Source organism: Enterocloster bolteae (genome assembly GCF_002234575.2).
GTDB classification, from domain to species: Bacteria; Bacillota; Clostridia; order Lachnospirales; family Lachnospiraceae; genus Enterocloster; species Enterocloster bolteae.
Genome location: NZ_CP022464.2, coordinates 3,598,129 through 3,625,077 on the forward strand (window position 1 = coordinate 3,598,129; position 26,949 = coordinate 3,625,077).

The 26,949-nt window shown below is 50.6% G+C and carries 25 protein-coding genes; 1 reads left to right on the forward strand and 24 read right to left on the reverse strand.

Annotation, left to right across the window (positions count from 1 at the left end; translation table 11 throughout):
- Window positions 1–39: 39 nt before the first annotated feature.
- From CGC65_RS16915 to CGC65_RS16945, 7 genes are all read right to left on the reverse strand, one after another.
- Window positions 40–1,428 carry an FAD-dependent oxidoreductase gene (locus tag CGC65_RS16915; RefSeq protein ID WP_002564562.1) on the reverse strand — a complete coding sequence of 463 codons (1,389 nt, stop codon included), beginning with the start codon at window positions 1,426–1,428 and terminating at the stop codon, window positions 40–42.
- 278 nt (window positions 1,429–1,706) lie between these two features.
- Window positions 1,707–2,984 (reverse strand): O-acetylhomoserine aminocarboxypropyltransferase/cysteine synthase family protein, encoded by a 1,278-nt coding sequence (locus CGC65_RS16920; protein WP_002564563.1) that lies wholly within the window; start codon window positions 2,982–2,984, stop codon window positions 1,707–1,709.
- Between the two features lie 29 nt (window positions 2,985–3,013).
- Window positions 3,014–4,117: a DUF362 domain-containing protein gene (locus tag CGC65_RS16925; protein ID WP_002564564.1), complete on the reverse strand. Its 1,104-nt coding sequence runs from the start codon at window positions 4,115–4,117 to the stop codon at window positions 3,014–3,016.
- 229 nt (window positions 4,118–4,346) lie between these two features.
- On the reverse strand, window positions 4,347–5,003 hold the full coding sequence (locus CGC65_RS16930) for an SdpI family protein (protein ID WP_002564565.1): 657 nt from the start codon (window positions 5,001–5,003) through the stop codon (window positions 4,347–4,349).
- Window positions 4,990–5,271, reverse strand: a complete 282-nt coding sequence (locus CGC65_RS16935) for an autorepressor SdpR family transcription factor (RefSeq protein WP_002564566.1) — start codon at window positions 5,269–5,271, stop codon at window positions 4,990–4,992. Before CGC65_RS16935 ends, CGC65_RS16930 begins: the two co-directional genes overlap by 14 nt.
- A gap of 250 nt (window positions 5,272–5,521) precedes the next feature.
- Window positions 5,522–6,739 carry a YARHG domain-containing protein gene (locus CGC65_RS16940; protein ID WP_002564567.1) on the reverse strand — a complete coding sequence of 406 codons (1,218 nt, stop codon included), beginning with the start codon at window positions 6,737–6,739 and terminating at the stop codon, window positions 5,522–5,524.
- A complete protein-coding gene (locus CGC65_RS16945; protein ID WP_002564568.1) occupies window positions 6,736–8,688 on the reverse strand; it encodes a sensor domain-containing diguanylate cyclase in 1,953 nt (650 codons plus the stop codon). Before CGC65_RS16945 ends, CGC65_RS16940 begins: the two co-directional genes overlap by 4 nt.
- 174 nt (window positions 8,689–8,862) lie before the next feature.
- Here CGC65_RS16945 and CGC65_RS31015 point away from each other — a divergent pair, with 174 nt between their 5' ends.
- Window positions 8,863–9,039 carry a hypothetical protein gene (locus CGC65_RS31015; RefSeq protein WP_154656944.1) on the forward strand — a complete coding sequence of 59 codons (177 nt, stop codon included), beginning with the start codon at window positions 8,863–8,865 and terminating at the stop codon, window positions 9,037–9,039.
- A 49-nt stretch (window positions 9,040–9,088) separates the two neighbouring features.
- Here CGC65_RS31015 and nagE read toward each other — a convergent pair whose 3' ends face one another.
- From nagE to CGC65_RS17035, 17 genes are all read right to left on the reverse strand, one after another.
- Window positions 9,089–10,543 (reverse strand): N-acetylglucosamine-specific PTS transporter subunit IIBC, encoded by a 1,455-nt coding sequence (nagE, locus tag CGC65_RS16955; protein ID WP_002564569.1) that lies wholly within the window; start codon window positions 10,541–10,543, stop codon window positions 9,089–9,091.
- 168 nt (window positions 10,544–10,711) lie between these two features.
- Window positions 10,712–10,969 (reverse strand): HPr family phosphocarrier protein, encoded by a 258-nt coding sequence (locus tag CGC65_RS16960; protein WP_002564570.1) that lies wholly within the window; start codon window positions 10,967–10,969, stop codon window positions 10,712–10,714.
- Window positions 10,970–10,989: 20 nt separating this feature from the next.
- Entirely contained in the window at window positions 10,990–11,484 is a 495-nt protein-coding gene (locus tag CGC65_RS16965; RefSeq protein WP_002564571.1) for a PTS sugar transporter subunit IIA, read from the reverse strand.
- Between the two features lie 46 nt (window positions 11,485–11,530).
- A complete protein-coding gene (licT, locus tag CGC65_RS16970; RefSeq protein WP_002564572.1) occupies window positions 11,531–12,361 on the reverse strand; it encodes a BglG family transcription antiterminator LicT in 831 nt (276 codons plus the stop codon).
- Window positions 12,362–12,623: 262 nt separating this feature from the next.
- Window positions 12,624–13,931, reverse strand: a complete 1,308-nt coding sequence (locus CGC65_RS16975; protein ID WP_002564573.1) for an O-antigen polymerase — start codon at window positions 13,929–13,931, stop codon at window positions 12,624–12,626.
- Window positions 13,931–15,652, reverse strand: coding sequence for a phosphoenolpyruvate--protein phosphotransferase (gene ptsP / locus CGC65_RS16980; protein ID WP_002564574.1), 1,722 nt, complete (start codon window positions 15,650–15,652; stop codon window positions 13,931–13,933). Before ptsP ends, CGC65_RS16975 begins: the two co-directional genes overlap by 1 nt.
- A gap of 59 nt (window positions 15,653–15,711) precedes the next feature.
- Entirely contained in the window at window positions 15,712–15,975 is a 264-nt protein-coding gene (locus CGC65_RS16985) for an HPr family phosphocarrier protein (RefSeq protein WP_002564575.1), read from the reverse strand.
- A gap of 23 nt (window positions 15,976–15,998) precedes the next feature.
- A complete protein-coding gene (locus CGC65_RS16990; protein WP_002564576.1) occupies window positions 15,999–17,342 on the reverse strand; it encodes a CdaR family protein in 1,344 nt (447 codons plus the stop codon).
- Complete coding sequence (cdaA, locus tag CGC65_RS16995; protein ID WP_002564577.1) at window positions 17,323–18,192, reverse strand: diadenylate cyclase CdaA; 870 nt, start codon at window positions 18,190–18,192, stop codon at window positions 17,323–17,325. The genes CGC65_RS16990 and cdaA overlap by 20 nt, the downstream gene beginning before the upstream one ends.
- A 31-nt stretch (window positions 18,193–18,223) precedes the next feature.
- Window positions 18,224–19,183, reverse strand: coding sequence for a hypothetical protein (locus CGC65_RS17000; RefSeq protein WP_002564578.1), 960 nt, complete (start codon window positions 19,181–19,183; stop codon window positions 18,224–18,226).
- Window positions 19,180–19,614 carry a hypothetical protein gene (locus tag CGC65_RS17005; protein ID WP_002564579.1) on the reverse strand — a complete coding sequence of 145 codons (435 nt, stop codon included), beginning with the start codon at window positions 19,612–19,614 and terminating at the stop codon, window positions 19,180–19,182. The genes CGC65_RS17000 and CGC65_RS17005 overlap by 4 nt, the downstream gene beginning before the upstream one ends.
- 126 nt (window positions 19,615–19,740) lie before the next feature.
- Entirely contained in the window at window positions 19,741–21,882 is a 2,142-nt protein-coding gene (locus CGC65_RS17010; protein WP_002564580.1) for a glycogen debranching protein, read from the reverse strand.
- Window positions 21,883–22,056: 174 nt separating this feature from the next.
- Window positions 22,057–22,578, reverse strand: coding sequence for a nitroreductase family protein (locus CGC65_RS17015; RefSeq protein ID WP_002564581.1), 522 nt, complete (start codon window positions 22,576–22,578; stop codon window positions 22,057–22,059).
- Between the two features lie 41 nt (window positions 22,579–22,619).
- On the reverse strand, window positions 22,620–23,603 hold the full coding sequence (locus CGC65_RS17020) for an electron transfer flavoprotein subunit alpha/FixB family protein (RefSeq protein WP_002564582.1): 984 nt from the start codon (window positions 23,601–23,603) through the stop codon (window positions 22,620–22,622).
- On the reverse strand, window positions 23,604–24,398 hold the full coding sequence (locus CGC65_RS17025) for an electron transfer flavoprotein subunit beta/FixA family protein (RefSeq protein ID WP_002564583.1): 795 nt from the start codon (window positions 24,396–24,398) through the stop codon (window positions 23,604–23,606).
- Window positions 24,399–24,421: 23 nt separating this feature from the next.
- Window positions 24,422–25,582, reverse strand: coding sequence for an NAD(P)/FAD-dependent oxidoreductase (locus CGC65_RS17030; protein ID WP_002564584.1), 1,161 nt, complete (start codon window positions 25,580–25,582; stop codon window positions 24,422–24,424).
- A gap of 42 nt (window positions 25,583–25,624) precedes the next feature.
- Window positions 25,625–26,860, reverse strand: coding sequence for a Zn-dependent hydrolase (locus CGC65_RS17035; protein ID WP_002564585.1), 1,236 nt, complete (start codon window positions 26,858–26,860; stop codon window positions 25,625–25,627).
- Between the last annotated feature and the right edge of the window lie 89 nt (window positions 26,861–26,949).

Genomic DNA, 26,949 nt, shown 5'->3' on the forward strand with positions numbered 1-26,949 from the left:
ATGCTTTTTCTATAATGCCTTTTCTGTCATGCCTTGTTATCATACCGCAAACAAATCATTGAAAGCCTCGCTCATAGTGGGATGGGTGTAGATTGTATCCCTCAGCACCTGATACGGTACCTTTGCATCCATGGCCAGCTTAATCATATTAATCATCTCATAGGATTCCTGACAGAACAGGTGGGCTCCCAGGATAAGTCCTGTCTCCTCATCAATGACTGCCTTTAACAGCCCGGCCGGCTGTTCCAGTACCTGAGCCTTTGGAATGGCCGCTGCCGCCAGCCTGGCCACCTTCACCTTATACCCCTTTTCCACTGCCTCTTTTTCACTTAAGCCCACTCTGGAGAAAGGCGGTATCAGGAAAACGCTGTAAGGCACTGCCCCTCTCTCCTTCAATGTATAGCTTCCATCCCCCAAGACCTTTGACTTTACGATTCTAAAGTCATCCAGGGAAATGTATGTAAACTGCAGACCGCCCCTCACATCGCCCATAGCATAGATATGGGGCGCCGTAGTGGTGAGGGAATCGTCTGTGACAATCCCGCCTCTGGGCCCAATCTCCACACCGGCTGCTTCCAGATTAAGTCCTGCTGTGTTGGGCCTGCGTCCGGTGGCTACCAGAACAGCCTCGGCTTCCAGCTTTTGAACTTCCTTTCCGTTATCCACTGCCACCAGAGCTTTGCCCCCGGCCTGCTCCAGAGCCTTGACCTTGACCCCGGTCATGACACGGATGCCCCTGGACTCCAGGGACTCCCTGACAGCTCCCGCGATCTCCTCATCTTCCCTGGGAAGGAATATATCTCCATCCTGAAGTATGGTCACTTTTGAGCCAAAACTTGCATAGATGGAAGAAAATTCTACTCCAATGTAACCGCCGCCGATAATAACCAGCCTGGAAGGAAGTTCGGTCAGGTTCAGCAGGCCTTCACTGGTATAAACATAAGGATTCCCTTTTAATCCCTCAATGGGCGGGATGAAGGCGGATGAGCCTGTGTTAATGAATATCTGCTCTCCTTCCACCTGGAAGGTCCTTCCGTCCTTCTCCACCTCCACCACATGAGGCGACTGGAAACTGGCGGTTCCGTCAATCACTGTAATATTGGGATTGCTGTCCAGCTTCTGGTAGTTCTTTCCACGAAGCCTGGCTGTCAGGTCTTCCTTCTGTTCCATAGCGGCTTTATAGGCGGCAGCCTTCTCCTCAAAGGAACCTCCCTTGGCAGCTGCCAGCCCTGCCCTATACACCAGCGATTTGGTAGGAATACATCCCACATTAATACAGGTGCCGCCGTACATCCTGTCAGACTTTTCAATAAGGGCCACTTTTTTGCCGGCCGCCCCAAGGGCTCCCGCCATTGTCTTTCCGCCTTTACCAAACCCAATGATAACTGCGTCATATTTTGTCCTGTTCTCCATCATATTCTCCGCCATAGCGATTCTCCTTATCTATATGTAATATCATTTGTTACAGTTCTTACTGTAACTATACATGATACAGTTATCTTTGTCAAGCATTTTATTTTACTATTTTCCGGGTACTTTTGCAGGCAGGACGCATCCTGACAAATTTTTTAAGAGATCACAAAACAGAGACAGTCCATATGCTGTTTGCAGAATACAATATGAAAGATGCATTTGTAACTATAAAAGGAGCCGATCCCCCTCACATTTATGTGTACCGTAAGCGGGCGGCTCCTTTTGTCAATTTCTTAATCTTCTAACGCCTGGCGGATATCCTCAATCACGTCGGCGGCGGACTCCAGTCCCACGCTGAAACGAATCATGGACGGGTCCACGCCTGCCTCCACCAGCTGTTCGTCCGTAAGCTGACGGTGGGTATGGCTGGCCGGATGAAGAACAGCTGTCCTGGAATCAGCCACATGGGTTTCGATGGAGCACAGCTTCAGCTTATCCATGAACACGGAAGCTGCCTGACGCCCACCCTTTAAACCAAAGGAGATAACGCCGCAGGTACCCTTTGGCATGTATTTCTGAGCCAGCTCATAGTACTTATCCCCTGGAAGTCCCGGATATTTTACCCAGGCCACATCTTCCCTGGACTGAAGGTAGGAGGCCACCTTAAAGGCACTCTCACAGTGTCTCGGCACCCTTAAATGAAGGGTCTCCAGGCCAATATTAATCAGGAATGCATTCTGAGGGGACTGGATGGAACCCAAATCCCTCATAAGCTGGGCTGTGGCCTTCTGGATATAAGCCAGCCTGCCAAATTTCTGGGTATACACAATGCCGTGATATGACTCATCCGGCTCTGTCAGGCCCTTAAATTTGTCATGATGGGCCTCCCAGTCAAAATTTCCGCTGTCCACAATGCATCCGCCTACTGTGGCCGCATGGCCGTCCATATATTTTGTGGTGCTGTGCGTCACAATGTCTGCGCCCCACTCAAAGGGACGGCAGTTAATAGGGGTTGCAAAGGTATTGTCCACAATCAGAGGTACACCATGGCTGTGCGCCAGACGGGCAAACTTCTCAAAATCAAGTACTGTCAGGGCAGGATTGGCAATGCTCTCTGCAAATACCACTTTGGTGTTAGGCCTGAACGCCTTTGCCAGTTCCGCCTCATCCGCATCCGGATTCACCAGAGTGCACTCCACTCCCATCTTGGGGAAGGTAACGGTAAACAGGTTGGTGGAACCGCCGTATATGGTGGAGGAGCTGATTACATGGTCTCCCGCCTGGCAGATATTCAATATAGCATAAAAGGTAGCTGCCTGTCCCGAAGAAGTGAGCATGGCCCCCACCCCGCCCTCCAGCTGGCAGATCTTTGATGCCACTGCGTCATTGGTTGGGTTGGCCAGCCTGGTATAAAAATAGCCGTTTTCCTCCAGGTCAAAAAGCCGTCCCATCTGCTCACTGGTGGTATATTTAAAGGTAGTGCTCTGGTATATGGGAAGCTGTCTGGGCTCGCCGTTCTTTGGCTCCCAGCCTCCCTGTATGCAGATTGTGTCTAATGATTGTTTGCTCATGTTTCCTGTGTCCTCCTTATGGTCAGGTTCTAAATGGTGATGAGATTATATTCCTTATTGCCAAGTCCCAGCTTCACAGCATGGTCAATACAGGTCTCCCAGTTGGTATCCGGGTGCGTATTGATGAAATGGTCATGGCTGTGATGATCCTGCTCCGCCAGAAAACTTCCGGCAAGCACGGGCTGGCTGTTTACCGCGTCCACACAGGCCATGTCCAGGGCCACCGGGTCAAATGAAGCAAACATACCCACGTTAGGCACAATGGGGGCGTCATTCTCCGAATGACAGTCACAGTTGGGGGATACGTCCACCACAAGACTCACATGGAAATTCGGACGTCCCTTCAGCACTGCCAGGGTGTACTCGGCAATCTTCCGGTTCAGTATATCATTGGCCTCGTCGCACATGGAGTCCACCGCATCCACGGGACAGGCTCCGATACAGCGGCCGCATCCAACACACTTGCTTGTATCAATGGAGGCTTTGCGTTCAAGGACCGTGATGGCGCTGTGGGCGCAGTTTCTCTGACAGGCGCCGCATCCGATACATTTATCCGTATGTACAAAAGGCTTACCGGCGTTGTGCATCTCCATCTTGCCGGCTCTGGAGCCGCTTCCCATGCCCAGGTTCTTAAGTGTGCCTCCAAAACCGGTTGCCTCATGCCCCTTAAAGTGGGTCAGGGAAATAACGATGTCCGCGTCCATAATGGCCCGGCCAATCTTTGCCTCCTTCACGTACTCTCCGTCAATGGGAACCAGGGCTTCATCCGTTCCCTTAAGGCCGTCGGCAATAATCATATGACATCCTGTGGTAAAGGGATTATAGCCATTCTCATAAGCAGCGTCCAGGTGGTCCAATGCATTCTTCCTTCTTCCCACATAAAGGGTATTGCAGTCGGTTAGGAAAACTTTGCCGCTTTGGGACCGGATTAAATCCACCAGGACCTTGGAGTAGTTGGCACGCAGGTAAGCCAGGTTTCCGGGCTCGCCAAAGTGAATCTTGATTGCAGTGTATTTGTTGTTAAAGTCAATATCCATCATGCCGGCTTTTTTTACCAGCCTCTCCAGCTTCTGCAGGAGATTTTCCGTAAGTGTAGTCCTCATGTTGGTGTAGTATACATTTGATACTGCCATGATGTCCTCCTTCTAAATCATTATCCCGTTTATTATACTTCAAACCCTGCATTTATTCAATCCTGTATGTGGGGGCAAGGGCACCAAATTTTTTCGGGTAATCTTTTCCCGGGATTCTTCGTACATGTTTTACCGCGGCGCCACAATATCATCGGCACAAACAGAAAAAGACCTTGCGTTAAAGCAGGGCCTTCTGTACGGCTTCATCGTGCCGTGATGATGGAACCGTTTATATTCCTTTCAGCTTTTTCCGGTAAATCAGATAGGAATACACACTTGGAATCAGGACCATTGCCATGAAAACCAGGAAGAACAGGGATGCCAGATGAAAAAATCCCATAATCAGCATCAGTATTCCCCCTGCCGTCCATACATAGCCGGCCATGCGGTGAGTCCTGTTCCAGTTATCCTCATCTGCCAGGGTCCACGGAAGCTTGATTCCCATGGTGTAGTTCTGTCTGCATTTGGGCAGGTAATTGCCTGCCGCCACGAACATCAGTGCAATGGGAATGCTTACCATGCTTCCCACGTTGATATCCACACCGATGCCGGACAGAACAATCACAAACTGGACCATCACCGCCAGCAGGACCACAAACCAGCGGGTAATCTGCTTCAGTTCCCTGGAGCGGCTGATGTTTTCACGTTTGGGGTCAATCCGGTAAATCACATTTACCATCACTGCCATGAGAAACATAAAGGCCGGTATGCCGAAAGCGGCCATATTGCGGCTGGAATAACCATCTGCCACATTGTCCGTCCCCCAGTGGGTGGGAACCAGATCCGGCAGGCGGTTATAAAAACAGACGGAAATGATAAAAGGCACAAGGGCCGTAAGCCAGTACATTATATCCCACTTGGAGATCTTCCTGTTATTTTTTTTCATGTTTGTCTTCCTCCATTAATGAATGCATCCAGGAAAGAACTTCCTGAAATACAGTGGTATTAAGCTCGTAATAAATATATTTGCCCGATTTCCGGTCCTCTATAAGTCCCGCCTGCCTGAGTATATTCAGGTGATGGGAAATAGTTGCTCCTGTTGTGTCAAAATGTTCCACAATCTGTCCCGCGGTCATGCTTCCCTGCTTTAACAGGTTAAGTATCTCGCGGCGGGTGGGGTCGGACAGGGCTTTGAATGTGTCACCGAAGGACATGGACAAAATTCCTCCTTTCGCTTTGCCTGATTTTATGTATTTTTATCGTGGGGTGGGGAGCGGCTGTATGGGCGGCTGCAAATCCGGCTTCTTCCCATTTATACATTTAGATGTTTATCAAAACATCTAAATGTATAATAACAAAATTTTCGGGATATGTCAAGAGGGAGGAAAGACAAATGCCCGCCGGACATCAGTCCCGGGCATATGTCTTTCCTCCCAAATAATCAGCAGCAGCTCTGCTGTCGTCTTATTTTTCCATTTCAACCGCCAGCTTCAGATTAGCCTTCTCATATTCATTGAACACGCCTGTGTCAAAGGAATCTGCGGGGTATTCCCCTGAATACCAGGTAAATGTGCTGAAAAAATCATTCCAGAAATCACTCTTAAAAATATATCCATGGCGGGCATAAATCTCGTTGCGGAATACCGCTGTCAGTTCCGGCCTCCAGCTAATCTGCTCCATTTCCTCCATGGAATAATATCTGGCATCGGAATCAAATACAGGTGAACCATAGTCATCAGGCACTGCCCCCGCAGGGTATATGCCTGTGCCTCCTTCCTCAGCCTCCATTTTGTAAGCCGATATAACGTAATGCAGTGCTTCTGCCGTAGGGGCTTTTGCATCCTCCTTATAGGAGCCATGATAATCCCATATGATTTCATTGGATAAAAACTGATATCCTTTGGACACCTGCTTCAGGGTTACTATGCTTTCCAGATTAAACTGGCTGTATCCGTCGGAAAGACACCGTATCCTGTATATCCCGCCATCCACCTCGCCGCTGGGGCAGAAGAAACTTCTTATGTTGGTATCGCCGTGTTCCGCATAATACCGGTCATAGGGAGCCAGGTAAATCCACCCAATCCCTGTTTTCATCTGTTCCAGCGTCAGTCCGGTTTTCTCTGTAAGAAACCCGTTCATCTGCTCCGTACCCAGCCTCACCAGGTCTGTGTAAAGCTCCGGCTGTCCAACGGTTTTCAGGTACATTTCCCTTTCTTCCTCTGTTAACGGGGACTGTTCCAGGCCGGCTCCGGAATAAAACACTTCATTCAGGTTTATATATTCCGGGCTTTTGTAGTCTGACATAAGAAATCCGTAGTTGTCGATCCGGTTCAGATATTCCTCAAAACCGCGCAGCTCCTCTTGCGTCAGAACCCGCCTTGGTTCATCTGCCCAGGGTTGGTCTGCGTCATGATCCGGGACAGAGGAACTGTCCGGCTCCCCGTTACCTTCCTGGCTTCCAAAGCTGTCCGGCTCCGCCTTACCTTCCTGGCTGCCCAAGCTCTCCGGTGCGCTGGCATTATCCTGCATCCCATGATTTTCCGCGCCTGCCCCGGTATTACTTATATGGCTCCCTGTATCTGCGCGGCATGCCGCCAGACCCAGCATTGCTGACAGGATAACCATGGCCAGCACGCCTTTTAGGCATATGGTTATGATACGCTGCTTTTTAATCCATTTCATGAAACATTGCCCTCCTTACTGCCTCTGCTCTCATCTTTTTTCCCGACCGACGCTGCCTTATAGGCCCGCTTTGCCTCATACATGGATTCGTCTGCATGTTTTAGCAGGCAGGCTGTATCGGTGCCGTCCTCAGGATAAAAGGCGTATCCGTCCGAAAAACGCACTTGTATGCGTTCTCCGTTATCCAGCTCTGCCGTACATGTTTCCATGGTTTTTCTAAGCCCGGCCTCATATTCCATCAATTGGTTTCGTGAACTGCATTTATATAGGAACAGCGCAAACTCGTCCCCGCTGAGGCGGGCTGCAATACAGTTGCTCCAGCCGCAGCCTTTGAGCAGGCCCGCAATGGCTGTCAGGTAACGGTCCCCATTTTCATGGCCGTACTTGTCATTGACCTGTTTCAGGTTATCCGCGTCAGCCATGAGCATCATGCCATGGTCTAACTGCTCCGGCTCCCTGAGCAGCTGTTCCATATGGCGGTAAAATGCCCTTCTGTTGTACATGCCTGTCAACAGGTCAATGTCCCGCTCACGCTCAATTTGCTTCTTCTCCATAACATCATCTGTCACATCTGCAATCATGCCGAGAACACTGTTCTCCCGCTCAAAGGATTCCAGTCGGATATAGCGCAAATCAGAGCCCTCCAACTGGTAAATTCTCTCTTCCCGCTCCACCGGACGGCTTCTCAGGTCATCCATCTTTTGCTCGAATAAGCAATGGTCTGCCAAAAGCTCCTCTGCTTCCTGGTCCTTAAGCCTGAGGATGCCTGCCAGACGGCTGGTCGCCATGACGCGCTTCATATCCCGGTTATATTCATATACGCCTATGGGAACCCTGACCATCTCCAGAATTTTTGATATCTTGTTGGTGGTATCCAAAAGACTCTCTACCATTTTGTTGATTTGGAAGCTCAGTTCCCTGAATTCCGGCGTGCTGTCCACCTCTACCCTGGTGTCCAGATTTCCCTTGGTTATTTTTACCAGGTTATTGTGTATGGAGGATATTCCTTCCAGAATATAGCGGTCTATGTCTTTGGAAATGAACGTGATCATCAGCAGGGACAGTCCTATGAGATATACTGCCACCATAAGGGTGCTTCTGTTCACTTCCCGGTACAGTGAAGCGCTGGTAGCGGACATGCCCAGTATAACGGAATTGCTCTTTCCAAAAACGCAGTAGCTGTCCTTCTGGTTTAACACTGCCCTGACTGCCCGGTTGGTGACGGACAGCTGGTCCGGGTGAAGTCCTATCTCCTGGATTTGTTTTCCCACCAGTGTTTCATCTGTGGATCCCAGTATGGTTTCGCTCTCAGGATCTATGGCGTATACGGTGGAGTCCTTTTCTGATGTGACCAGGGAGAATATGTAGGACAGCTCGGTCAGCTTCATGGAATCCAAAACCGTTGTCGGCTCTAAACCTACCTGTATGATACCCTTTCTGTCTTCACGCCAGACCGCCGCATACTGCATCAGCTTTCCCTCTGCTGTGTTGGGGGTTATGTCCTGGCACATCTGAAGATCATAGTTCTCTAACATTGGCAGGAAAAACTGCATTTGCTGGCCGGAGTTAAAGTTAAGGCCAAAGTATTTGGGCTCGGATCCGGCGTATAGATTGCCTTTTGTGTCAAATAAGTGGAACTCGTCTACCTGCAGCAGGCGGGCTATCTTTTCCATCTCCTGCTGGTCTCCCGTGACCTGGGGACGGTCCTGCAGGATGTAGGCGATTGCTTTGGCCCGGATGAAACATTGCTCTTTCAGGTTTTCTCTTTCTTTTTCTGCCTCTTTTTCGTTTTGGTCCAGTATCTGGCCTACCTGCCAGAACATTTCCCGGGCGCTGGTATACATTTCGTTTTGGGCATTGTGGATTTCTATGCAATAGTTGATGAGGAGGGTGGTCAGCATGGCTGTCAGGATTACGATGCATAGCCGCTTGCGGATAATCTGCTTCATTTGGGGGGCGCCCTCCGTTTCTTTGGATAGTTGGGATTTGGGGGTGGGGAATGGGGTGGGTGGGGTGGGTAGGTGATAGTGCTCTGAGTTATAGGATAGCATATTTTGGGTGGGGGGACAAGAGGGGACGGGGGTTGGGTGGGGTGATAATTATTTTATGGGGGTGGATGAGGGGTGGGGTGGAATGGGGTGGGCTGCCTGGCCGGGGGCCAGGGACGCTTGGGGGCGGAATTAGGTATGGGAGGGAGCGGATCCGCCGGGCGGCAGCCCTGGAAACGCCTCGGCGTTCCCAGGGCTGTGGGGCGTTCGCCCCATAAAAAGCCGGATAAAAAACCAGGGGGGAAGAGATAATGCATTCTTCCCCCCTGGTTTTTTGTCCGGCTTTTTGCCCGGCTCATTGCTATAGCATTTTTTGCATTTCGTCTGCTACAAACTGTACTTTGGTTCCTACTATTACCTGTACAGATGTCTTGCTGGGCCTCATGACTCCGGCTACGCCTGCGGATTTTATCTTTTTCTCGTCTACTAATGTGTAGTCTTTTATCTCTAATCTCAGCCTTGTAATGCAGTTGTCTAATGTTACTACATTTCCTTTGCCGCCTAATCCTTCTAATATAATGGCTGCTACCTTGGTGAAATCGTCGTTTGCTAATACGGCTGTCATTTCTGCGTCTAAATCTTCTTTCTCACGTCCTGGTGTTGGAAGGTCGAATTTGGTGATGACGGCGCGGAATACTACGTAGTAGATAACTGCGAATACAACACCCTGTACTAACAGCATAAATGGCTGGTTGGCCATTGGAAGCCTGCAGCTGAAGATGAAGTCCGTTACGCCTGCGCTGAAGCAGAAGCCTGCGGTCCAGTGGAATGCGGCTGCTACTGCTACGGAAATACCGGTCAGAACGGCGTGTACAAGGTACAGTCCGGGAGCCAGGAACATGAAGGAGAATTCCAGAGGCTCGGTAACGCCTGATACGAAGGATGCTACTGCTCCTGCAATCAGGATACCTGCCGCATACTGCTTCTTCTCTGGCTTTGCTGTCTGGTACATTGCAAATGCAGCTGCCGGAAGGCCGAACATCATTACCGGGAAGAATCCTGCCTGGTACATACCGGTAACTCCCTTGATTCCGCCTTCTGCGAAGCCCCAGAATTTGTTGATATCAGCAATTCCTGCAATGTCAAACCAGAATACTGCGTTCAGTGCGTGATGCAGTCCGGTCGGAATCAGGAGACGGTTTGCAAATGCATAGAGACCTGCGCCTACAGGACCAAGTCCCATGATATGCTCGCCAACCCATACAAGGGCGTTGAACAGCATCGGCCATACAAAGTACAGGATGGCGGACTCTGCAACCATTACGAAGGATGTAACGATGGGCACACAGCGCTTTCCTGAGAAGAAAGCAAGTGCGGTCGGCAGCTGCGCGCTGCTGAACTTGTTGTAACAAACGGACGCTGTAATACCGGAAATGATACCGATAAACGCGTTGTCAATCTTGGAGAAGGCCAGAGGAGCTTCTTCTGCGCCCATCATTGTGGCAACAACTCCGCTGTTAAGTACTGTGGTGACAGTCAGAAATGCAACCAAGCCTGCAAGACCTGCCGCACCGTGCTGGTCCTTTGATAAACCGATTGCCACACCTACTGCAAACAGCATGGGCAGCTTGTCGATTACGGCACTGCCAATCTTCACCAGCGCAAAACCAATAATCTGGATGATACCGGTTACGTCACCGCCCTGCATGGTGGCAGGACACATAGCATAGCCAATACCCATCATAATAGCTGCAACCGGCAGAACGGCAACAGGAAGCATGATGGCCTTACCTAGTTTCTGCAAATACTTCATCATAACATAAATCCCCTTTCTTTTTTAGAGCCTCCTTCTATACTTTTCCCGTAGGAGTACTCTGAATTACATTTTGATAAATACTCTATTCAAACCTGTTTCCAGGCTTAAATCACTGTTACATTTTTTTGGACAGTTTCCGCGCCTGCCCGCCAGTCCCCCGCCAATGTGTCAGGCACCGGTTTCCAGGACAGCTTCCACTTCTTTCATGGCAGCTTCCTCATCGGGTCCGTCGATGCGGAAGATGACCTCATCTCCTGCCGTGGTGTTCATGGCCATGATGCTCATGACATCCTTCCCGTCCGCCCTGCGGTCCCCGCAGATGATTTCCACGGTGGAGCTTACATGGAGCATCCTGACCATAAGCATGGCGGCCGGCCTTGCGTGAAGCCCCATTTCGTCTTTTAAGATAAAGCTCCGCTCTGTCAACTCGTCCCCGCCTTTATTCCTTACAGTTTGATGATGGCTGTTTCTCCGGCCCTTACTTCCATTCCGTTCACACATTCCATCTTTGGAAACTGAGGCGTGTTGCAGATAATAACCGGCGTAGTCACATCATAACCAGCTTCCTTAATCTTATCTATGTCAAAGTCTAAAAGGAGGTCGCCCTGCTTTACCTTATCCCCTGCTGCCACATGAGCATCAAAGTACTGCCCCTTAAGCTGTACCGTGTCAAGTCCGATGTGGATAATCAGCTCCGCGCCGTTGTCTGTCTGCATGCTGATGGCATGCTTTGTGTCAAATACCATGGTCACCAGTCCGTCTGCCGGCGCAACTACCCTGCCGTCCGACGGTATGACTGCTGTTCCCTTTCCCAGGATCTCCTGGCTGAAAGTGGGGTCGCTTACCTGGCTCATGGGAATGGCTGTTCCATTGACCGGCGCTGCGATTATCTTCTCTTCCTTTTCTTCTCCCCCGAATAACTTCTTAAGTGATCCAAACATCCTTACTGCTCTCCTTTCACGTCCCCCAAGGGACCTGCCAAAATAATTATTTAGTCCTGATACGTTTAATGTGCAGGGCCAGGTAAGCCACTTCTTCCTCTGTTACCTGGTGCCTATACTGCAGCTTGATGAGCGCCTGTATTTTCTGGCTGCAGGCATATTCCTCCGGATACAGACGGTCAATGACCTCCTGGAACTCCAGGTTATCCAGATTCATATGCTCCCCTGTAAATACCCGCTGGGCCAGAAAACGCAGATGAGTGATGAACCTCTCATAGCTGAGGGACTGCTCATCCAGCTCTATACTAAAATACTCCCTGACCACCTCCAATACCTGCTGTATCAGATTGGTGATCTTAATTGTATCACCCATAGGTGCATCATACTCCGCATTGACGATGTGAAGGGCAATGGAAGCTGCCTCGTCCACCGGGAGCTTTACTCCCAGGTCCCTTTCAATCATGGCTATGGCATATTCGCCAATGAGATATTCCGCGTGGTAAAAGCTGCGTACCTCCCTGATTAAGGGATTGGAAAACATCATCTTCTGTTTGTACCGCTCCAGTGCAAAGTTTATATGATCCGTAAGGGTGATATACACATTTGGGTTAATAGGCCGGTTAAGAACCTCTTTGGCATAACCAATGATTTCTGCCGATATCTGTACATGCTCCATGGGAAGGTTCTCCAGCAGTTCCTTGAACTTATCCATGGTGTTCTGACTCTCCAGGCGGAATATCTTCTCCACCTTTTCCTCGTCAATGGTATTGCCTTCCTTTGCTTTGAAGCCGACGCCTCTTCCCATGACGATGATCTCCCTGCCCTCTTCATCGCAGGTGCTCACTACATTATTATTGATTATTTTAGCTATTTTCATAATTGCTCCTGATGAAAACAAAAAAACCAACTTTGTTAAAGAGACCCATGTGCGCATACGCACGGGTACACATCATCCCCTTAACAAACTTGGTTTTGCCTGCCGAACAGTAACAATCCTTATTAATTATTTAATTATAACTTCCAAAGATTTACTTCACTAACAGCATCATAGCAAATCTTAAGATAAAAGTCAACAATATTTTATATAATTTTTATATTTGCCCCCACCCCTGTTGTCAGAATTCCCAACACAGCCCTTGTCATGACTTGACATACATGTAAATAATACCTGTAACAGCCAGATAAAACCAGGTGGCAGGATTGGAAAACCATGTGGTGAAAAATGACAGCATCATGTACATGGCAATCTGGGCATAGATTACATGGCCTGCCGGACATGACATCTTCCGCCTGCGCCTTACCAGAAAGTAACATGCTGCTCCCAGGAGCGCGCCCAAAAGCACCATTCCGAAAATGCCGAAATCATAGTAGGCGTCATAGAACAGGGTAAGGGTGGTCAGCTCCTTCTTTGTCACAAAGAGAGGAAAGCTTACCAGGACCGGGAACAGGAATTTAAGTCCCGTAAGAGCCCACACCGGAAACAGCATGCGAAGCCCAAGGCTGTGGGATTCCAGCTGCTCCACCAGACAGTTAAAATTATCGTAGTTATTGGCAATATACATATAGGGCTGTGTGATGAATATTGGCATATGGCTGTTCTTCATCTCAAAAATGCCGTTCAGGTATTCCACGCTGTGGCTGCGCATAACCGTTAAGAGCAGATAGGCCGGAATCATACAGGCCATCAGCACGCCCACATAGACCAGGCTGAAGGTGCCGCTCATGGAAATATAGGTAAATGCGGCCATGCCCACGGCCAGAATCAGCTGGAACCTGGACACGCAAAGCACCGGCACGGCCAGGGACAGCACCACCATAAGCAGTCCCAGCCAGAATCCCTGATCTCTGGTCAGCCCTCTTCCCCTGCGGGATATCATAAGGCTGTACACCACGAACAGACTGGGCACCAGCACGCAGGAAACCGTAAAATAATGGACACCGCTGACATGGAAATAGGAATAGGCATGGGGCACACCGTATGAGAACAGCGGCACAAAGCCCAGCTTCCACGCCTCAAAGAAAAAAGCGAGAAAGGATATGACCACCAGCGCCGCCATGGAATGAAGCAGCCGCTTTGCCTGCAGCGGAGATTCAGCCGAGGCATAAAAACGGTATACGGACTGCATGTCCGCCGCGCTCCATCCATCATATATCCTGTGCAGCACCTCAAACACAATCCAGAAGGTGAGCACCGCCAGTCCCAGGCAGACCCATGTCCGGAGGTCCCAATCCGTCTGAAGGCGGCTGAGCTTAAAGCAGGATATTCCCTGCCCGCCCACAAAAAAGAGGCAGAAAAGCCCCCGCAGGTGAATCAGGTTGCCCGTCTCCCTGTAATCCTTTATATACAGCCACAAGGCTGCTGTAATTAAAACCAGCCCAGACAGCATATAAAAATGCTGCCGGGCCAATATGAAGCTTATGATATAACAAACCAGATAAACTGCCATTAATCTGTAACCTTCTCCACAAAATCTCTCATGTATTGTTCTGTTTCTGCTGCTGTGGCAAAGCTCATGGCCTTGTCAGCCACTGCCTGAAGCTCCTCCACACTGTACTGGGTAACCATCTTCCTGGCTTTCAGAATGGCGGATGCGCTCATGCTGAATTCATTGAGTCCAAATGCCAGAAGCAGCGGAATCATCATGGGGTCGCTTGCAGCCTCGCCGCACATGCCTACCATAATGCCCGCCTCACGGCCGCAGGCAATGATATGCTTAATACTTCTGAGCACAGCCGGATTAAAGGTGGAATAAAGATAGGATACCTTTTTATTGCCCCTGTCAACAGACATGGTATACTGGGTCAAATCATTGGTTCCGATGCTGAAGAAGTCCGCTTCCTTTGCAAAGATATCTGCAATCAGGGAAGCTGCTGCTGTCTCCACCATAATGCCCACCTGGATGTCCTTGTTGTATGCAATGCCCTTTTCATCCAGTTCCTTCTTGATTTCCTCCACCAGTGCCTTTGCCTGACGGTACTCTTCAATGCATGTTACTAACGGAACCATAATACGGATGTTGCCGAATGCGCTTGCCCTTAAAAGCGCCCTCAGCTGCGGCTTATACACATCCTCCCTGCGGTCCAGACAGAAACGGATTGCCCGGTAGCCCAGAAATGGATTCTCGTCCTTCTCCAGGCCCATGTATGGAATCTCCTTGTCGCCTCCGATATCCAGGGTACGGATGATAACCGGCTTTCCGTTCATGGCGGCTGCCACCTTCTTATATGCCTCGAACTGCTCTTCCTCTGTAGGCATGGCGTTTCTGTCCATAAACAAAAACTCGGTGCGGAACAATCCGATGCCCTCTCCGTCATACTGGAGCACCTTGTCCACGTCCTCGGGCTTTCCAATGTTAGCCACGATTTCCACCTGCACGCCGTCCTTTGTGACAGAAGGCTTGCCGATATACTTCTCCAGCTCCTTCTTTTCCACCAGGAACTGTTTTCTCTTCTCCTCGTAATCAGCCGTCACAGCCTGGTCCGGGTTCACATACACTTCGCCGGTGCTGCCGTCCAGCACCACCTGGTCCCCGTCCTTGACGCCGTCCATAAAGCCTGTGACAGCCACCACAGCCGGAATCTCCAGAGCCCTAGCCAGGATTGCGCTGTGGGAGGTCTTGCCGCCCAGCTCCGTGACAATACCGGTTACATTGGCGGGATTGATTCCCGCGGTCATGGACGGGGTCAGATCCTTTGCCACTATGATGCTGCCTTCGGGCAGGGAGGAGATGTCCACAGACTGGATTCCCATAAGCATCTGCTGCATACGGGTCTTGATGTCGCGCATGTCCGTGGCTCTCTGCTGCATCAGCTCGTCTCCCATGGAGGCAAACATATCCGCATACATGTTGCACACATTCTCAATGGCGTATTCACTGTTTACGCCGTCATTCCTGACAGAGTTCTCAATCTCCCCTGTCAGCATGGGGTCTGCCAGAAGCATCATATGTCCCTGCATGATTTCCGCTTCCTTCTCTCCCACCCTGGTTGCCAGGTCCTCTGCCAGTTTCTCTGTGGCCTTGATGGTCTCGTCCAGCGCTCCCTTAAAACGCTGCACCTCCTCTTCCACATCGTTTACCGCCTGCCTGGTAATCACCAGCTGGACTTCTTCCACAATCACTGCTTTTCCAATTCCAATTCCTGCAGAAGCGCTTGTTCCCTTGTACATCCTCTTGTACCTCCTTATTAAAAATTCATTTATACTCACAACCTTTGGTTGCCGTCAATCTACTCGCCTAACCCGGCCTCCACGATACCAACCATGGCTTCCAGTGCTTCCTCCTCATCTGGCCCCTCACAGACGAATTCAATCTCGTCTCCAGATTTCACGCAAGCCCCAAGGACGCTTAATACACTTTTGGCATTGGCCGTGGTGGTGCGCACCTTGAAGGATATTTTTGATTTATAACGCAGCGCCTCCTTGCAGAGGACTCCCGCCGGACGCAGGTGCAGACCGGATGGATTCTTGATTACAGTTGTTTTGCTTACCATTATGCCTCTCTCCTTGCTTTTTGTTACTGACCGGGCTCTGCCTTGGACGTACTGGCAGGACCTTCTGATGTCTCACTTTCTGTCCCTTCCTGGCTCTCATCTGTACTGGCCGCAGTACTGTCAGCCGACGGCCCTTTTTCTGTCACAGTCACCTGGATACGGTCGTAGCTCACCAGTTCATAGGCATCGCCCAGCTGGAACGTAATCTCCCCGCTGTTCTCTCCCGGAACCATATCCTCCACATCCATCTCAGCGCCCAGAGCGGCAGCCGAAAGCTGGTCCAGATCTTCCTTCAGGCCTCTTATGACCACATTCACAGAATCCCTGTCATACTGGTATTCATAATCGCTGTGGTATCCCACCCGCTTAATCTGGCTTGTTTTAAGCTCAAATGTCCTGCTCTCCAAAGCCTCCACCTTGATGACAACCTTCACCTCTTTGGATGATTCGTCCGAAAGGTACACTCCCTCCGGCAGATACTGGCTGATATCCAGGGTAACTTCCTTATCCCCTGTGGCTCCGTCCATATTCAGCTCAGAGCTTGGGATGGTAATGGAATTAATATTGGCCAAATCGGATTTCAGACCATTGACAGCCACAGAAGGACGGCTGCTCTCTATCCCCGTATACCGGTATCCGTCCGCCACCCTGCCCTCCGGCTCAAAGTTCAGCACCAGGCTCTTGCGCTTGAGAATCGGCATGGTATAATCCACACTGGAGCGGCTGAATGTGATGCGCTCGTCAGTGGGTATCTCATTTTCATTGGCGTCAAAGCACACCACAGGAGCGCTGTCTGACAGGTTGGAGTCAGCGCCGTCCACATTGATCACAATTCCCACCGCGCTGATCTGCCCCACCACGGACATGGGACCGCTGACATTTATATAATTCGGTGAAACAGAAGGTGTTCCCTTATCGTATCCTTCGGCAGCTTCCCCTATGACCTTGGCCCTAATCTCAAAGGACTTGCGCTGCAGATCCTCTGTCTTGACGCGGATAACTCCCGGCTTTGCCACCGGAGTGTCCAAAAGACGTCTGTTGTTCTTAACCTCTATCTTCACCGGCACTGCGCCCGTGGGTTCATATATATCGGCCAAATCTATATAGGCCCTGAAATCCGAGGCGCTGATGCCTGCCTTATCCAGTGTCCTTACACGGTAGCTGACGGTAACAGTATCCTTATCCGTCAGCAGCTCATATGTCTTGCCGTTGGATGTCAGGATTCCTTCGTTGACAATATCTAACGGCACCTCCTTTGAATCTGAGTCCTCCGGGTTATTGATATTCACCACTGCCAGCCAAACAAAAAATGCCAGGAAGACAGAAAGTACTTTAAGCCCAATATTGTTAGACAGCTTTTTTTCCATTCTTCAGCCTTCCCTTCCATATTTTCAATCGGTTCAATGAAACAGTCTCCTCTTTCACATTGGAAAGTACCTTTTTGAGGCTTTCTGCATCTGGTATCCTGGACAGCACTCCTCCTTCTGCTACCGATACCCTTCCGGTTTCCTCCGACACCACGATGGTAATACTGTCCGTGGATTCACTTACACCCACAGCGGCCCTGTGGCGCGTGCCCAGGTCCTTGCTGATGCTCATGTTATCAGTCAGCGGCAGATAACAGGTGGCCGCTGTAATGCGGTTGCCCCTGATAACCACTGCCCCGTCGTGAAGAGGTGTGTTGTGTTCAAAAATATTAATCAGCAGCTGGCTGGTGACCAGTCCGTTGATTTCAATTCCCGTCCTCTCTATCTCCTTAAGGGAAGAACCGCGCTCAATCACCATCAGGGCGCCTGTCTTTACCTTGGCCATCTCAAAAGTGGCCCGTACCAGCTCGTTGATAGTCTTATCGTTAAAGCCCTGGTTATCCTTGCCCTCGTCAAAAGAAAAGAGATAGGACATGTAATTGCGGCTTCCCAGCTGCTCCAGAGCCTTGCGAAGCTCAGGCTGGAATATAACCAGAAGGGCCGTCACCGCAATGGTAGTGGTATTCTCCAGAATCCACAATATGGTAGTCAGATGAAGCACGGCGGCAAACAGCACAAACACCAGGATAACCAGAAGTCCTTTTAACAGGTTCCAGGCCCTGGTGTTCTTAATCCACACCAGAAGTTCATAGACCAGAAAGGAAATAATCACGATTTCCAGAATATTCCCCACTGATATCCTTGGCAGCAGCGACAGCCAGGATGTCACTTTTACCAGTATTTCCGCCATACTCTCACCTCCTTACGTTCACTTTTTTTCATTAATAAGAATTTCTCTCCCTTGTGCCGCGTTTATGGGTACTGATTTTCTGTACCTTCACATCCGGGGTGCTCACGGTCATCTTGGGCACCGCCTTCACATAATAATAATAATCATCGTCCTCGAACTGCACATATTCGGTCCGGGTATAATCCACAGACAGGACAAAAAAATTGAACACAGCCGCTATGGCTGCCGATAAAACAAGTCCCAGAATCATCTGACCCACGGGAACAGATACCCCAAACACGAAATCTCCCACAAATATGGCCAGAAGCTCCGCCACGGCACCTGCCACAATGGCAACCACCCATGCGTAATCCATGGACAGCCTGCGTATGAGATACACCACAATGATTCCCACCGCGCAGGTGGCAATCATAACCATCATGGTCTGGTTAAAGAGCACGGATTTAAGAATCTGGCTGTATTTCTGTACAATATCCACGGAGCCGTCGCTGGCAGCCAGGATGCCCGCATTCTGCTTCACATATATGAGCAGGTAATACAGGAACACGCCGCATCCGACGGGAATCACAGATGCCAGGCTTCCACCCAGTCCAACCAGCAAAGGAACCACATAGGGAATCTTAAACAGGAAGGCAAGGGGTGTCAGAACCATCAGATAACTGTCCCCGGGCTTGAATCCGTAATAAAGAATGGCAATGGTCAGTATGAGCACAATGGCAATCAGGGCCATCTCCAGTGAAACCGCATATACATGGGCAATCATCAGGCAGCCCGCCAGGAACACGATGGCGCCGTAAGGCAGGAATGCGCTGACCAGACAGACCGGAAGAATAACCAAAGGACTTTTAAGCTTTGCCATATATCCGATATTCGTGTTAAGGCTTACCATGGTGCAGAGCGCAAACAGGAAGCGCACTACCGGCTGTATTCCGTAACTGTAGCGGTTGTAAAATCGTTTCAGATGTTCTTTCCATAGCAGAAGACTTGTCATCGAACCCTTCCTCCTCTGTTGTCCTTGGTCCTGTCGGTCCTGTCTTTGTTGTCGTACTTCTTGACCAGGTGTCTCAGTCTGGAGGCATACATGGTCTGGGAACGGGACGCGTAGTCGTACCTTTTGGAATATACTATCCAGGTCACAAACAGGTAAAACGCCAGTCCCCCCACATAAAGGATGCCCCAGTTCCTGCCGCACTCAAGCAGTTCTTCTATGCTCATGCCGCCCAACAGCACGTCCAGTTTGTAGAGGATCCACAGAAGCAGCATCAGCAGGTAGCAGAAGGTATAACCGAAAAAGGAGCGGAACATCTGTCCGCCGACATAATCCTTTTTAAAATAACGGTTAATGGGAAATATCTTCCTGCCCTCATTCTTTTCAAATATGGCCAGCCCAGTCATATATCTGACCTTTTCTTCGTTCAGCATACAGGTACCTCTTAGGCTTTTTCATAACATATCAATTTAGTATACCACAACTTTTTCAGATTTGCGACACTATAAATCAATTTTTATGATTTTGTAAGGAACTGGAATTTGCCTTAAGAAACCGCCCTATTTTCCCACCAGCACCACCACGGTTCTGGGACGAATCCTGAATCCGTCTGCCCCCAGGGGACCCGGACAAGGCGTATCCTCCCAGGTGTCTGCTGCCAGCTCCCATTTCATTCCGTCCGGTAGTACAGGCAGCTCCACATCAAGCTCCTCCCAATATGCATTGGACGCAATGTACACGGTCTGAGGGCCTTTTCCCGCCTCCCGGCCGGCAAACATGACTCCCACATAGCGCTCGTACTCCGCAAAGGAACTGCACCAGGGCTTTACTCCGTGAAAGCTCACATCCGGGAAACCGCAGGCCCCGCCGCTCACATTGGCGCGCACCAGGCGGTGGGTCTTACGGAACCGTATCATATATTGGAAGAAACTAAATATATCCCTATACTTCCCCAGCCGTCCCCAGTCCAGCCATGAAATTTCATTGTCCTGGCAATAGGCATTATTATTGCCGAACTGGGTGTTGCAGAACTCATCTCCCGCCAGAAACATAGGGATTCCCCTGCTGCACATGAGAAGGGCGCAGGCGTTTCGCACCATGCGCCGCCTCAGGGCTTCCACCTGAGGATCGTCTGTTTCCCCCTCTGTGCCGCAGTTCCAGCTGTTGTTGTCATTGGCACCGTCCGTGTTGTTCCATCCGTTTGATTCGTTGTGCTTTACATTGTAGGAAAACAGATCGTAAAGGGTAAAACCGTCATGGCAGGTAATGAAATTCACGGATGCGTTCTTCCTGTCATGGTCCGCATATATATCCCTGGAGCCGGCGATTCGCAGGGCAGCCGCCTGCGCCATGCCCTGGTCCCCCTTGATATGGCGGCGCATATCGTCCCTGTACCTGCCGTTCCACTCTGCCCAGCGGTTCCAGGACGGGAAGGTCCCCACCTGATAAAGACCGTCCGCATCCCATGCCTCGGCTATGAGCTTGACATCCCCCAGAATGGGGTCAAAGGCAAGGCTCTGAAGCAGGGGCGGCTTGCTCATGGGCGTGCCGTCCTCGTTGCGCCCCATGATGGAGGCCAGATCAAAGCGGAACCCGTCAATCCGGTACGCCGTAACCCAATAGCGCAGGCAGTTGAGAATCATCTGCTGGACAATGGGATGATTGCAGTTTAATGTATTGCCGCAGCCGCTGAAATTGTAGTAGTATCCCTCAGGAGTCAGCAGATAATATATATTATTGTCAAATCCTTTAAATGAAAAGAAGGGTCCGTTTTCATTCCCTTCCGCCGTATGGTTGAATACCACATCCAGATAGACCTCTATCCCGTGCTGGTTGAACACCTGTATCAGGTTTTTAAGTTCATTGCCCTCCCGGTTGTACTCTGTACCGGCCGCGTAGCTGGTGTTGGGCGAAAAAAAGCTTACGGTGTTGTATCCCCAGTAATTATAAAGCTTACGGCCGTCCACCTCCCGGTAATCCTGCATCTCGTCGAATTCAAATATGGGCATCAGCTCCACCACGTTCACGCCCAGCTCCAGCAGATAGGGAAGCTTTTCCACCAATCCCTCAAAGGTTCCCGGATGAAGTACGGCTGAGGATCCGTGCATGGTAAATCCCCTTACATGAAGTTCATAAATGATTAAATCCTCCATGGGGGTCAGGGGCTGGGCCATATCCGCCCAGTCAAAGTCATCCCTGACCACCCTGGCCTTATAGTGCTGGCATCCCGGCAGCGGTTCCCCCCACCGGCTCTGTCCGGTAACCGCCTTGGCATAGGGGTCCAGCAGATACCTGGTCTTATCAAATATAAGCCCTTTTTCCGGTTCATATGGACCGTCCACCCGGTACGCATACTCAAATTCACCGATATCCAGCCGGAACACAATCATGGAGTACACATTGCCGATGCGGTAATGCTTTGGAAAGGGCAGGACCGCATAAGGCTCCTCCTCTGTCCGCCGAAACAGCAAAAGCTCAATATCTGTGGCTCCATGGGAATACACTGTAAAATTGACTCCCCCGGGTATGGCGGTGGCTCCGTTGATCTCATAGAATCCCGGCCTGACCGCGTATCCTCCCACGTAATCCATGGGTACCAGGTGAATGGTGCCGGGCAGGGCCAGATGGTCGATACAGTTTGTTTTTTTGTCCCATGTTATGCCGTCTGCGGGGCCGGCAGCTTTCTTTCCCTTATCCTCCATACATTCCTCCTATATGCGCCCTTGTCAGGCTGTTTCAGGTTCAGGCACTGTATTAACAATATACAACATCCCAGGGTATATTACAAGACTTGGAAAAAGCCGCCGGACCCAAACTGGTCCGGCGGCTTCTTCCTTCTGTCTGTTTACACGCTGACAGCTCATCTTATTCTATTTCTAATATCTTTCCCACTTTATCTTTTCCATGGGCAGCTCATCCAATTGATGGGCAGGCGCCTCTGCATCCGGCATTCCAAGGGTAAGGATGGCTTCCAGCTTATAATTTTCCGGAAATCCCAGGCGTTCCCTTACATATTCCTCCGTGGTTATCTCATCCGCGTTCCTGAGCCTGCCCTGGACCCAGCAGCTGCCGATCCCCAGGCTGGATGCCATCAGATGCATGTTTGCCATGGCAACGGAACAGTCCTCAATCCACACGTCCTGCTCCTTTTCGTCGCCAATGACAACGATAGCGCACTGTGCTTCCTTCAGCATTTTCACGCCTCCCGCCCTGCATCCGGAGAGATCATCCAAGGTCTTTCTCTGGCGCACCACGATAAACTCCCACGGGCGTTTTGCCTTTCCCGACGCCGACAAAAGGCCTGCCTGAAGCACTTTCGTAAGACTTTCCTCCGGAATCTCCTCACCGCTGTAGTTCCTGATGCTGCGCCTTCTTCTCATAATCTCTAATAAATCCATGGTCTTCTTCCTTTCTGCTGCTGCATCCATATGATGCCGGCTTACAGTTTCAGATACGCTTCCAGCACATCCTTCATATCGCAGGTCATACCGTAATCCGCGATATTAAAGATCGGCGCGCTTTCATCCTGGTTGATTGCCACAAAGAGCTTGGTATCCTTAATGCCCTCCGTGTGCTGGATGGCGCCGGATACACCCAGGGAAATGCATACCTTTGGCCGTATCGTAAACCCGGTCTGTCCAATCTGATGCTCAAACGGTATAAATCCAGTGTCTGCCAGAGGCCTGGTGCCTCCGATTGCTGCTTCCAGCTTTTCAGCAAACGCTTTTAAGAGTGTAAAGTTTTCCTCGCTCTCAGCGCCGCGTCCGCCCACTACCACCACCTCTGCCGCAAGGATACTGTCCGTATCATTCATTGCAGGGGCGCTTGACATCACCTGAATCCCTGATTCAGGAAGGGTGATATCTTTGTAATATGTGACATCTGCCCTTCTGCCCTCCTGGGCCTCACAGGGGGTGTACACACCCGGCCTTACCGTCATCATCTGGGGATAAACCCCTTCCTTTGTCACGATGGTAACAAATACGTTTTCCCCAAAAGAAGGTTTGTTCTGCTTGATGAAAAAGGTCCCGTCCTCCCTGGTATCCACGGCTAATTCCGTACAGTCCGCAGTCATTCCGCAGCCAAGGCGGGCAGCCACTCTGGAAAAAACGGAGCGGCCCGTGGGGGTAGCCGGAATCAGAACACTGGACGGGTCTATGCGCTTCAGCATTTCCGCCATTGCCTGGCTTACCGCATCGTCCTGGAACAGGCAGTTCCTGTCTGTCTCAACGGCATATATCTCGTCAAACCCAAGCTGTTCCAGCTGGGCCACCAAAGCCTTGCAGTCCTCAGCCAGGACAGCGGCCTGTATCTTTTCTCCGGTGGTCTCTTTGATACAATGAGCTGCGCGGACCAGTTCTGCCACAACGGGTTCTAAGTTCCCATTATAATTCTCTGCAAAAACACAAATTCCGTTCGCCATCTATTCCTTTCCTTTCTCAATCTCAATCAGTTCCTTGAGCTTGGCTGCCAGTTCCTCCGGAGTACCGGAAAGCATCTGGGCTCTCCTGGTACTCTCAGGCTGAAATGAATCCGTCACCATTGTGGGAGATCCCGGAAGTCCAATCTCATCCGCCGCCATCTTAAGGTCTGCATTGGTATATACCTCCAAGGGCTTGTTTTTGGCAGCCCTCTTGGAACGCAGGGTCGCCAGACGCGGTTCATTGCTTCCGAAGCACACGCTCACCAGCGCGGGCAGGGCCGCCTTAATCTTCCACTCCATACCCTGGTACTTTTTCACAGCCGTGATACAGTCCTTGTCATCCTCATCATATGAGAGTCCCTGTATTTCAGCCACATGGGGGATGCCCATGTATTCCGCCACCATGGCTCCCACCTGTCCGGTGGCGCCGTCAGCAGACAATGCGCCGCTTAAAATCAGGTCGAATTTCCCGTATTTCTCAATGCTTCTTGCCAGCACCTTGGCTGTGGCAATGGTATCTCCTCCGGCAAGGCACCGGTCTGTGATGAGACAGCTCTCATCACAGCCCAGGGCCATAGCGTCCCTTAATGCTTTCTCCGCGTCAGTGGGGCCCATGGTGAACACGGCCACCTTACCGCCGGTCTGCTCCTTTAAGACCATGGCGGCCTCTATGGCGTTCAGGTCCGCAGGATTGATCATGCCTTCTGAACTGGAACGGATCAGGGCATGGGTTTCTGGGTCAACGGAAACATCGTTGGAAACAGGAACCTGTTTTATAAGAACCGCTATATCCATATTTTCTCCTCTCCGCCGCTTTCTTATTTTAACAGACGCTCAAACGCCCAGTCTTCCAATAATGGTGTCTTTTCTCCGCGCATAATGAATTTTGCAAGGTCTCTGCTGGCGGCAGGTGCCTCGATAACGCCGTTCCCGCCGTAACCGGTTGCCAGGATATAGCCCTCCACCGGTGTCTCTCCCAGAATCGGAAGGAAATCCTTTGGCTCCGCACGGTATGAAAGCCAGGATGATACCAGTCCGCTGTCCACGATTCCCGGTACCCTGCACTCTAACTGATCTAACAGGAAGTCAATGAAGTAATCATCGGTTCCGCCTGTGGCCGGAAGTTTGTCCGGATCCCACTGGCCTGCGTGCATAGGATTGCTTAAATCCATGGAAAGATGGGACTTGCAGATAAAGATGTTGTCTCCTGCGCGCAGGGCGTAGAAGGCCGGGTATTTAAGCACAGGGAAGGTATAGCCTAATTTCTTGCCTGGAGGGCATAAGAAGAAGGCTTCTGCCTTTGTATGCCAGATCGGCACGTCCATGCCTACCATCTCGCCGGTAAATTTGCTCCATGGGCCGGTACAGTCCACAACATAGTCAAATTCATAATCCTGTCCGTCGTCTGTCTTAAGGCCTTTTATTTTATTGCCCTCTTTCAGAACTTCCGTCACCTTTACACCGGTCTTGATAACGCCGCCGTTTTTCTGCATCTTCTTTGCATAGGTGTTGGAGATCATGGTTCCGTCAAAGTATCCGTCATCCTGTGTGTAGCCTGCGCCCAGTATATTGTCTGTGGAGATGTCAGGAAGGATTTCCTTGATTCTGTCCTTGTCCGTTATGTACTCGCCTGTATAACCGGCTGCCTTTGCCAGGGCGATGCCTGTCTTAATGGTGGCCTCTACCTTCTCATCTGTTGCGACCACCAGAGTACCTGTTTTATCAAATCCGGCGGAACCCTTTTCCTCTGCTTCCATCTTTAAATATGACTCAAAGCCATACAGCCTTACGTCCCAATATCTGTTTCTTAAGGAATCGTCAAAGAGACATACGGTTCCAGCGGACTTTGCTGTGGAAGCTCCGCCGATGGTATCCTTCTCAAACACAATAACCTCTGCATTGTCATAAAGACTCAGATGATATCCGAGACATGTTCCGGAAATACCTCCGCCAATAATACCAATTCTTTTCTTTTCCATAACTTTACCTGCCTTTCACATTTTTATTTTTTATCACAAGTTTTATATATCATCTACACGAAGGACTGTTTCCAGCAGCACCCTGCACCCCTGTCCGATATCCCGTCCCTCTGTAAATTCATATCTGGAATGGCTGATTCCCCCCACGCTTGGCACAAATATCATGCCTGTGGGAAAGACCGTTGTCATGAGCAGCGAATCGTGGAAGGCCCCGCTTGGGACTTTCGTGTAAGGAATATCCAGTTCTTTAACAGAGGCTTCAATGGCATCCTTCACCCATTCGGTCATGGGCGCCGGCTCATGGTAGGAGAACCGGTTAAAGCTGTATTCTTCCCCCATCGCCTCACAGATTTCCCCAAGGCACTCTCTCAGCTTCTGTTCTATGGTTTCCATCACTTTCTCATCCTGGTCGCGTATCTCCAGGTGGAAGAACGCCTCTCCCGGAATCACATTCACTGAGTTGGGCACCACCTTCATGGTTCCCACGGTTGCCACTGTAAACGGATTACCGTAAGCAGCTACGATTTCCGGAACCCGGGCCACGAATCTGGCCGCAGCCACCAGCGCGTCCTTTCTGTCCTCCATCACCGTGCTCCCGGCATGGTTGGCCTCTCCCGTAATCTTGATTTCAAACCGGCTCACTCCTGCAATGGATGTCACCACACCTACGGGAATCTGCTTCTTGTGAAGGGACGCCCCCTGTTCCACATGCAGTTCCAGGAAACAGTGCACCGAGTCTTTGGACCGTCTGGCATTGCCCAGGTCAGCCACCTTTAATCCGCAGGCCTTAAGCACATCCCCTCTGGCCTGTCCGTACATATCCTGGTCCTCCTCGCTGACATGAAGGTCCTGTCCGCACATGGCTCCGCTTCCCAACATTCCGCTTCCGAACCGGAAGCCCTCCTCATCCGTGAATACCACAATCTCCAGCGGATGGCGCAGCTTTCTGCCGCTCTCAATCAGTGTCTGGCAGACCTCCAGGCCGGCTACGCAGCCCAGCGCCCCGTCATACCTTCCGCCGTCCGGCACCGTGTCCAGATGGGAGCCTGTCATGATGGCAGGCAGTGTTTTATCCTCTCCCTCCAGTCTGGCAATCAGGTTTCCGGCAGCATCCATCTCAGGTTCTATTCCCAGCTTCCGGAAATAGTCCATGAAGATCTCCCGTCCCTTCCTGTCCTCCGGCGAATATGCCATGCGGGTGAATGTTCCGTCTTCCTGGGCTCCGCATTGGTACAGCTCTTCCAGCCGTCCGAGAACCCTGTCTAAATTGATATCCATTTAACCCCTCCTCGCTTCTATTCGTTGTCAATCTTGCACACACCGTTTATTTCTTTCCTGAACTTCTTATCTATATTGCACATTATAGA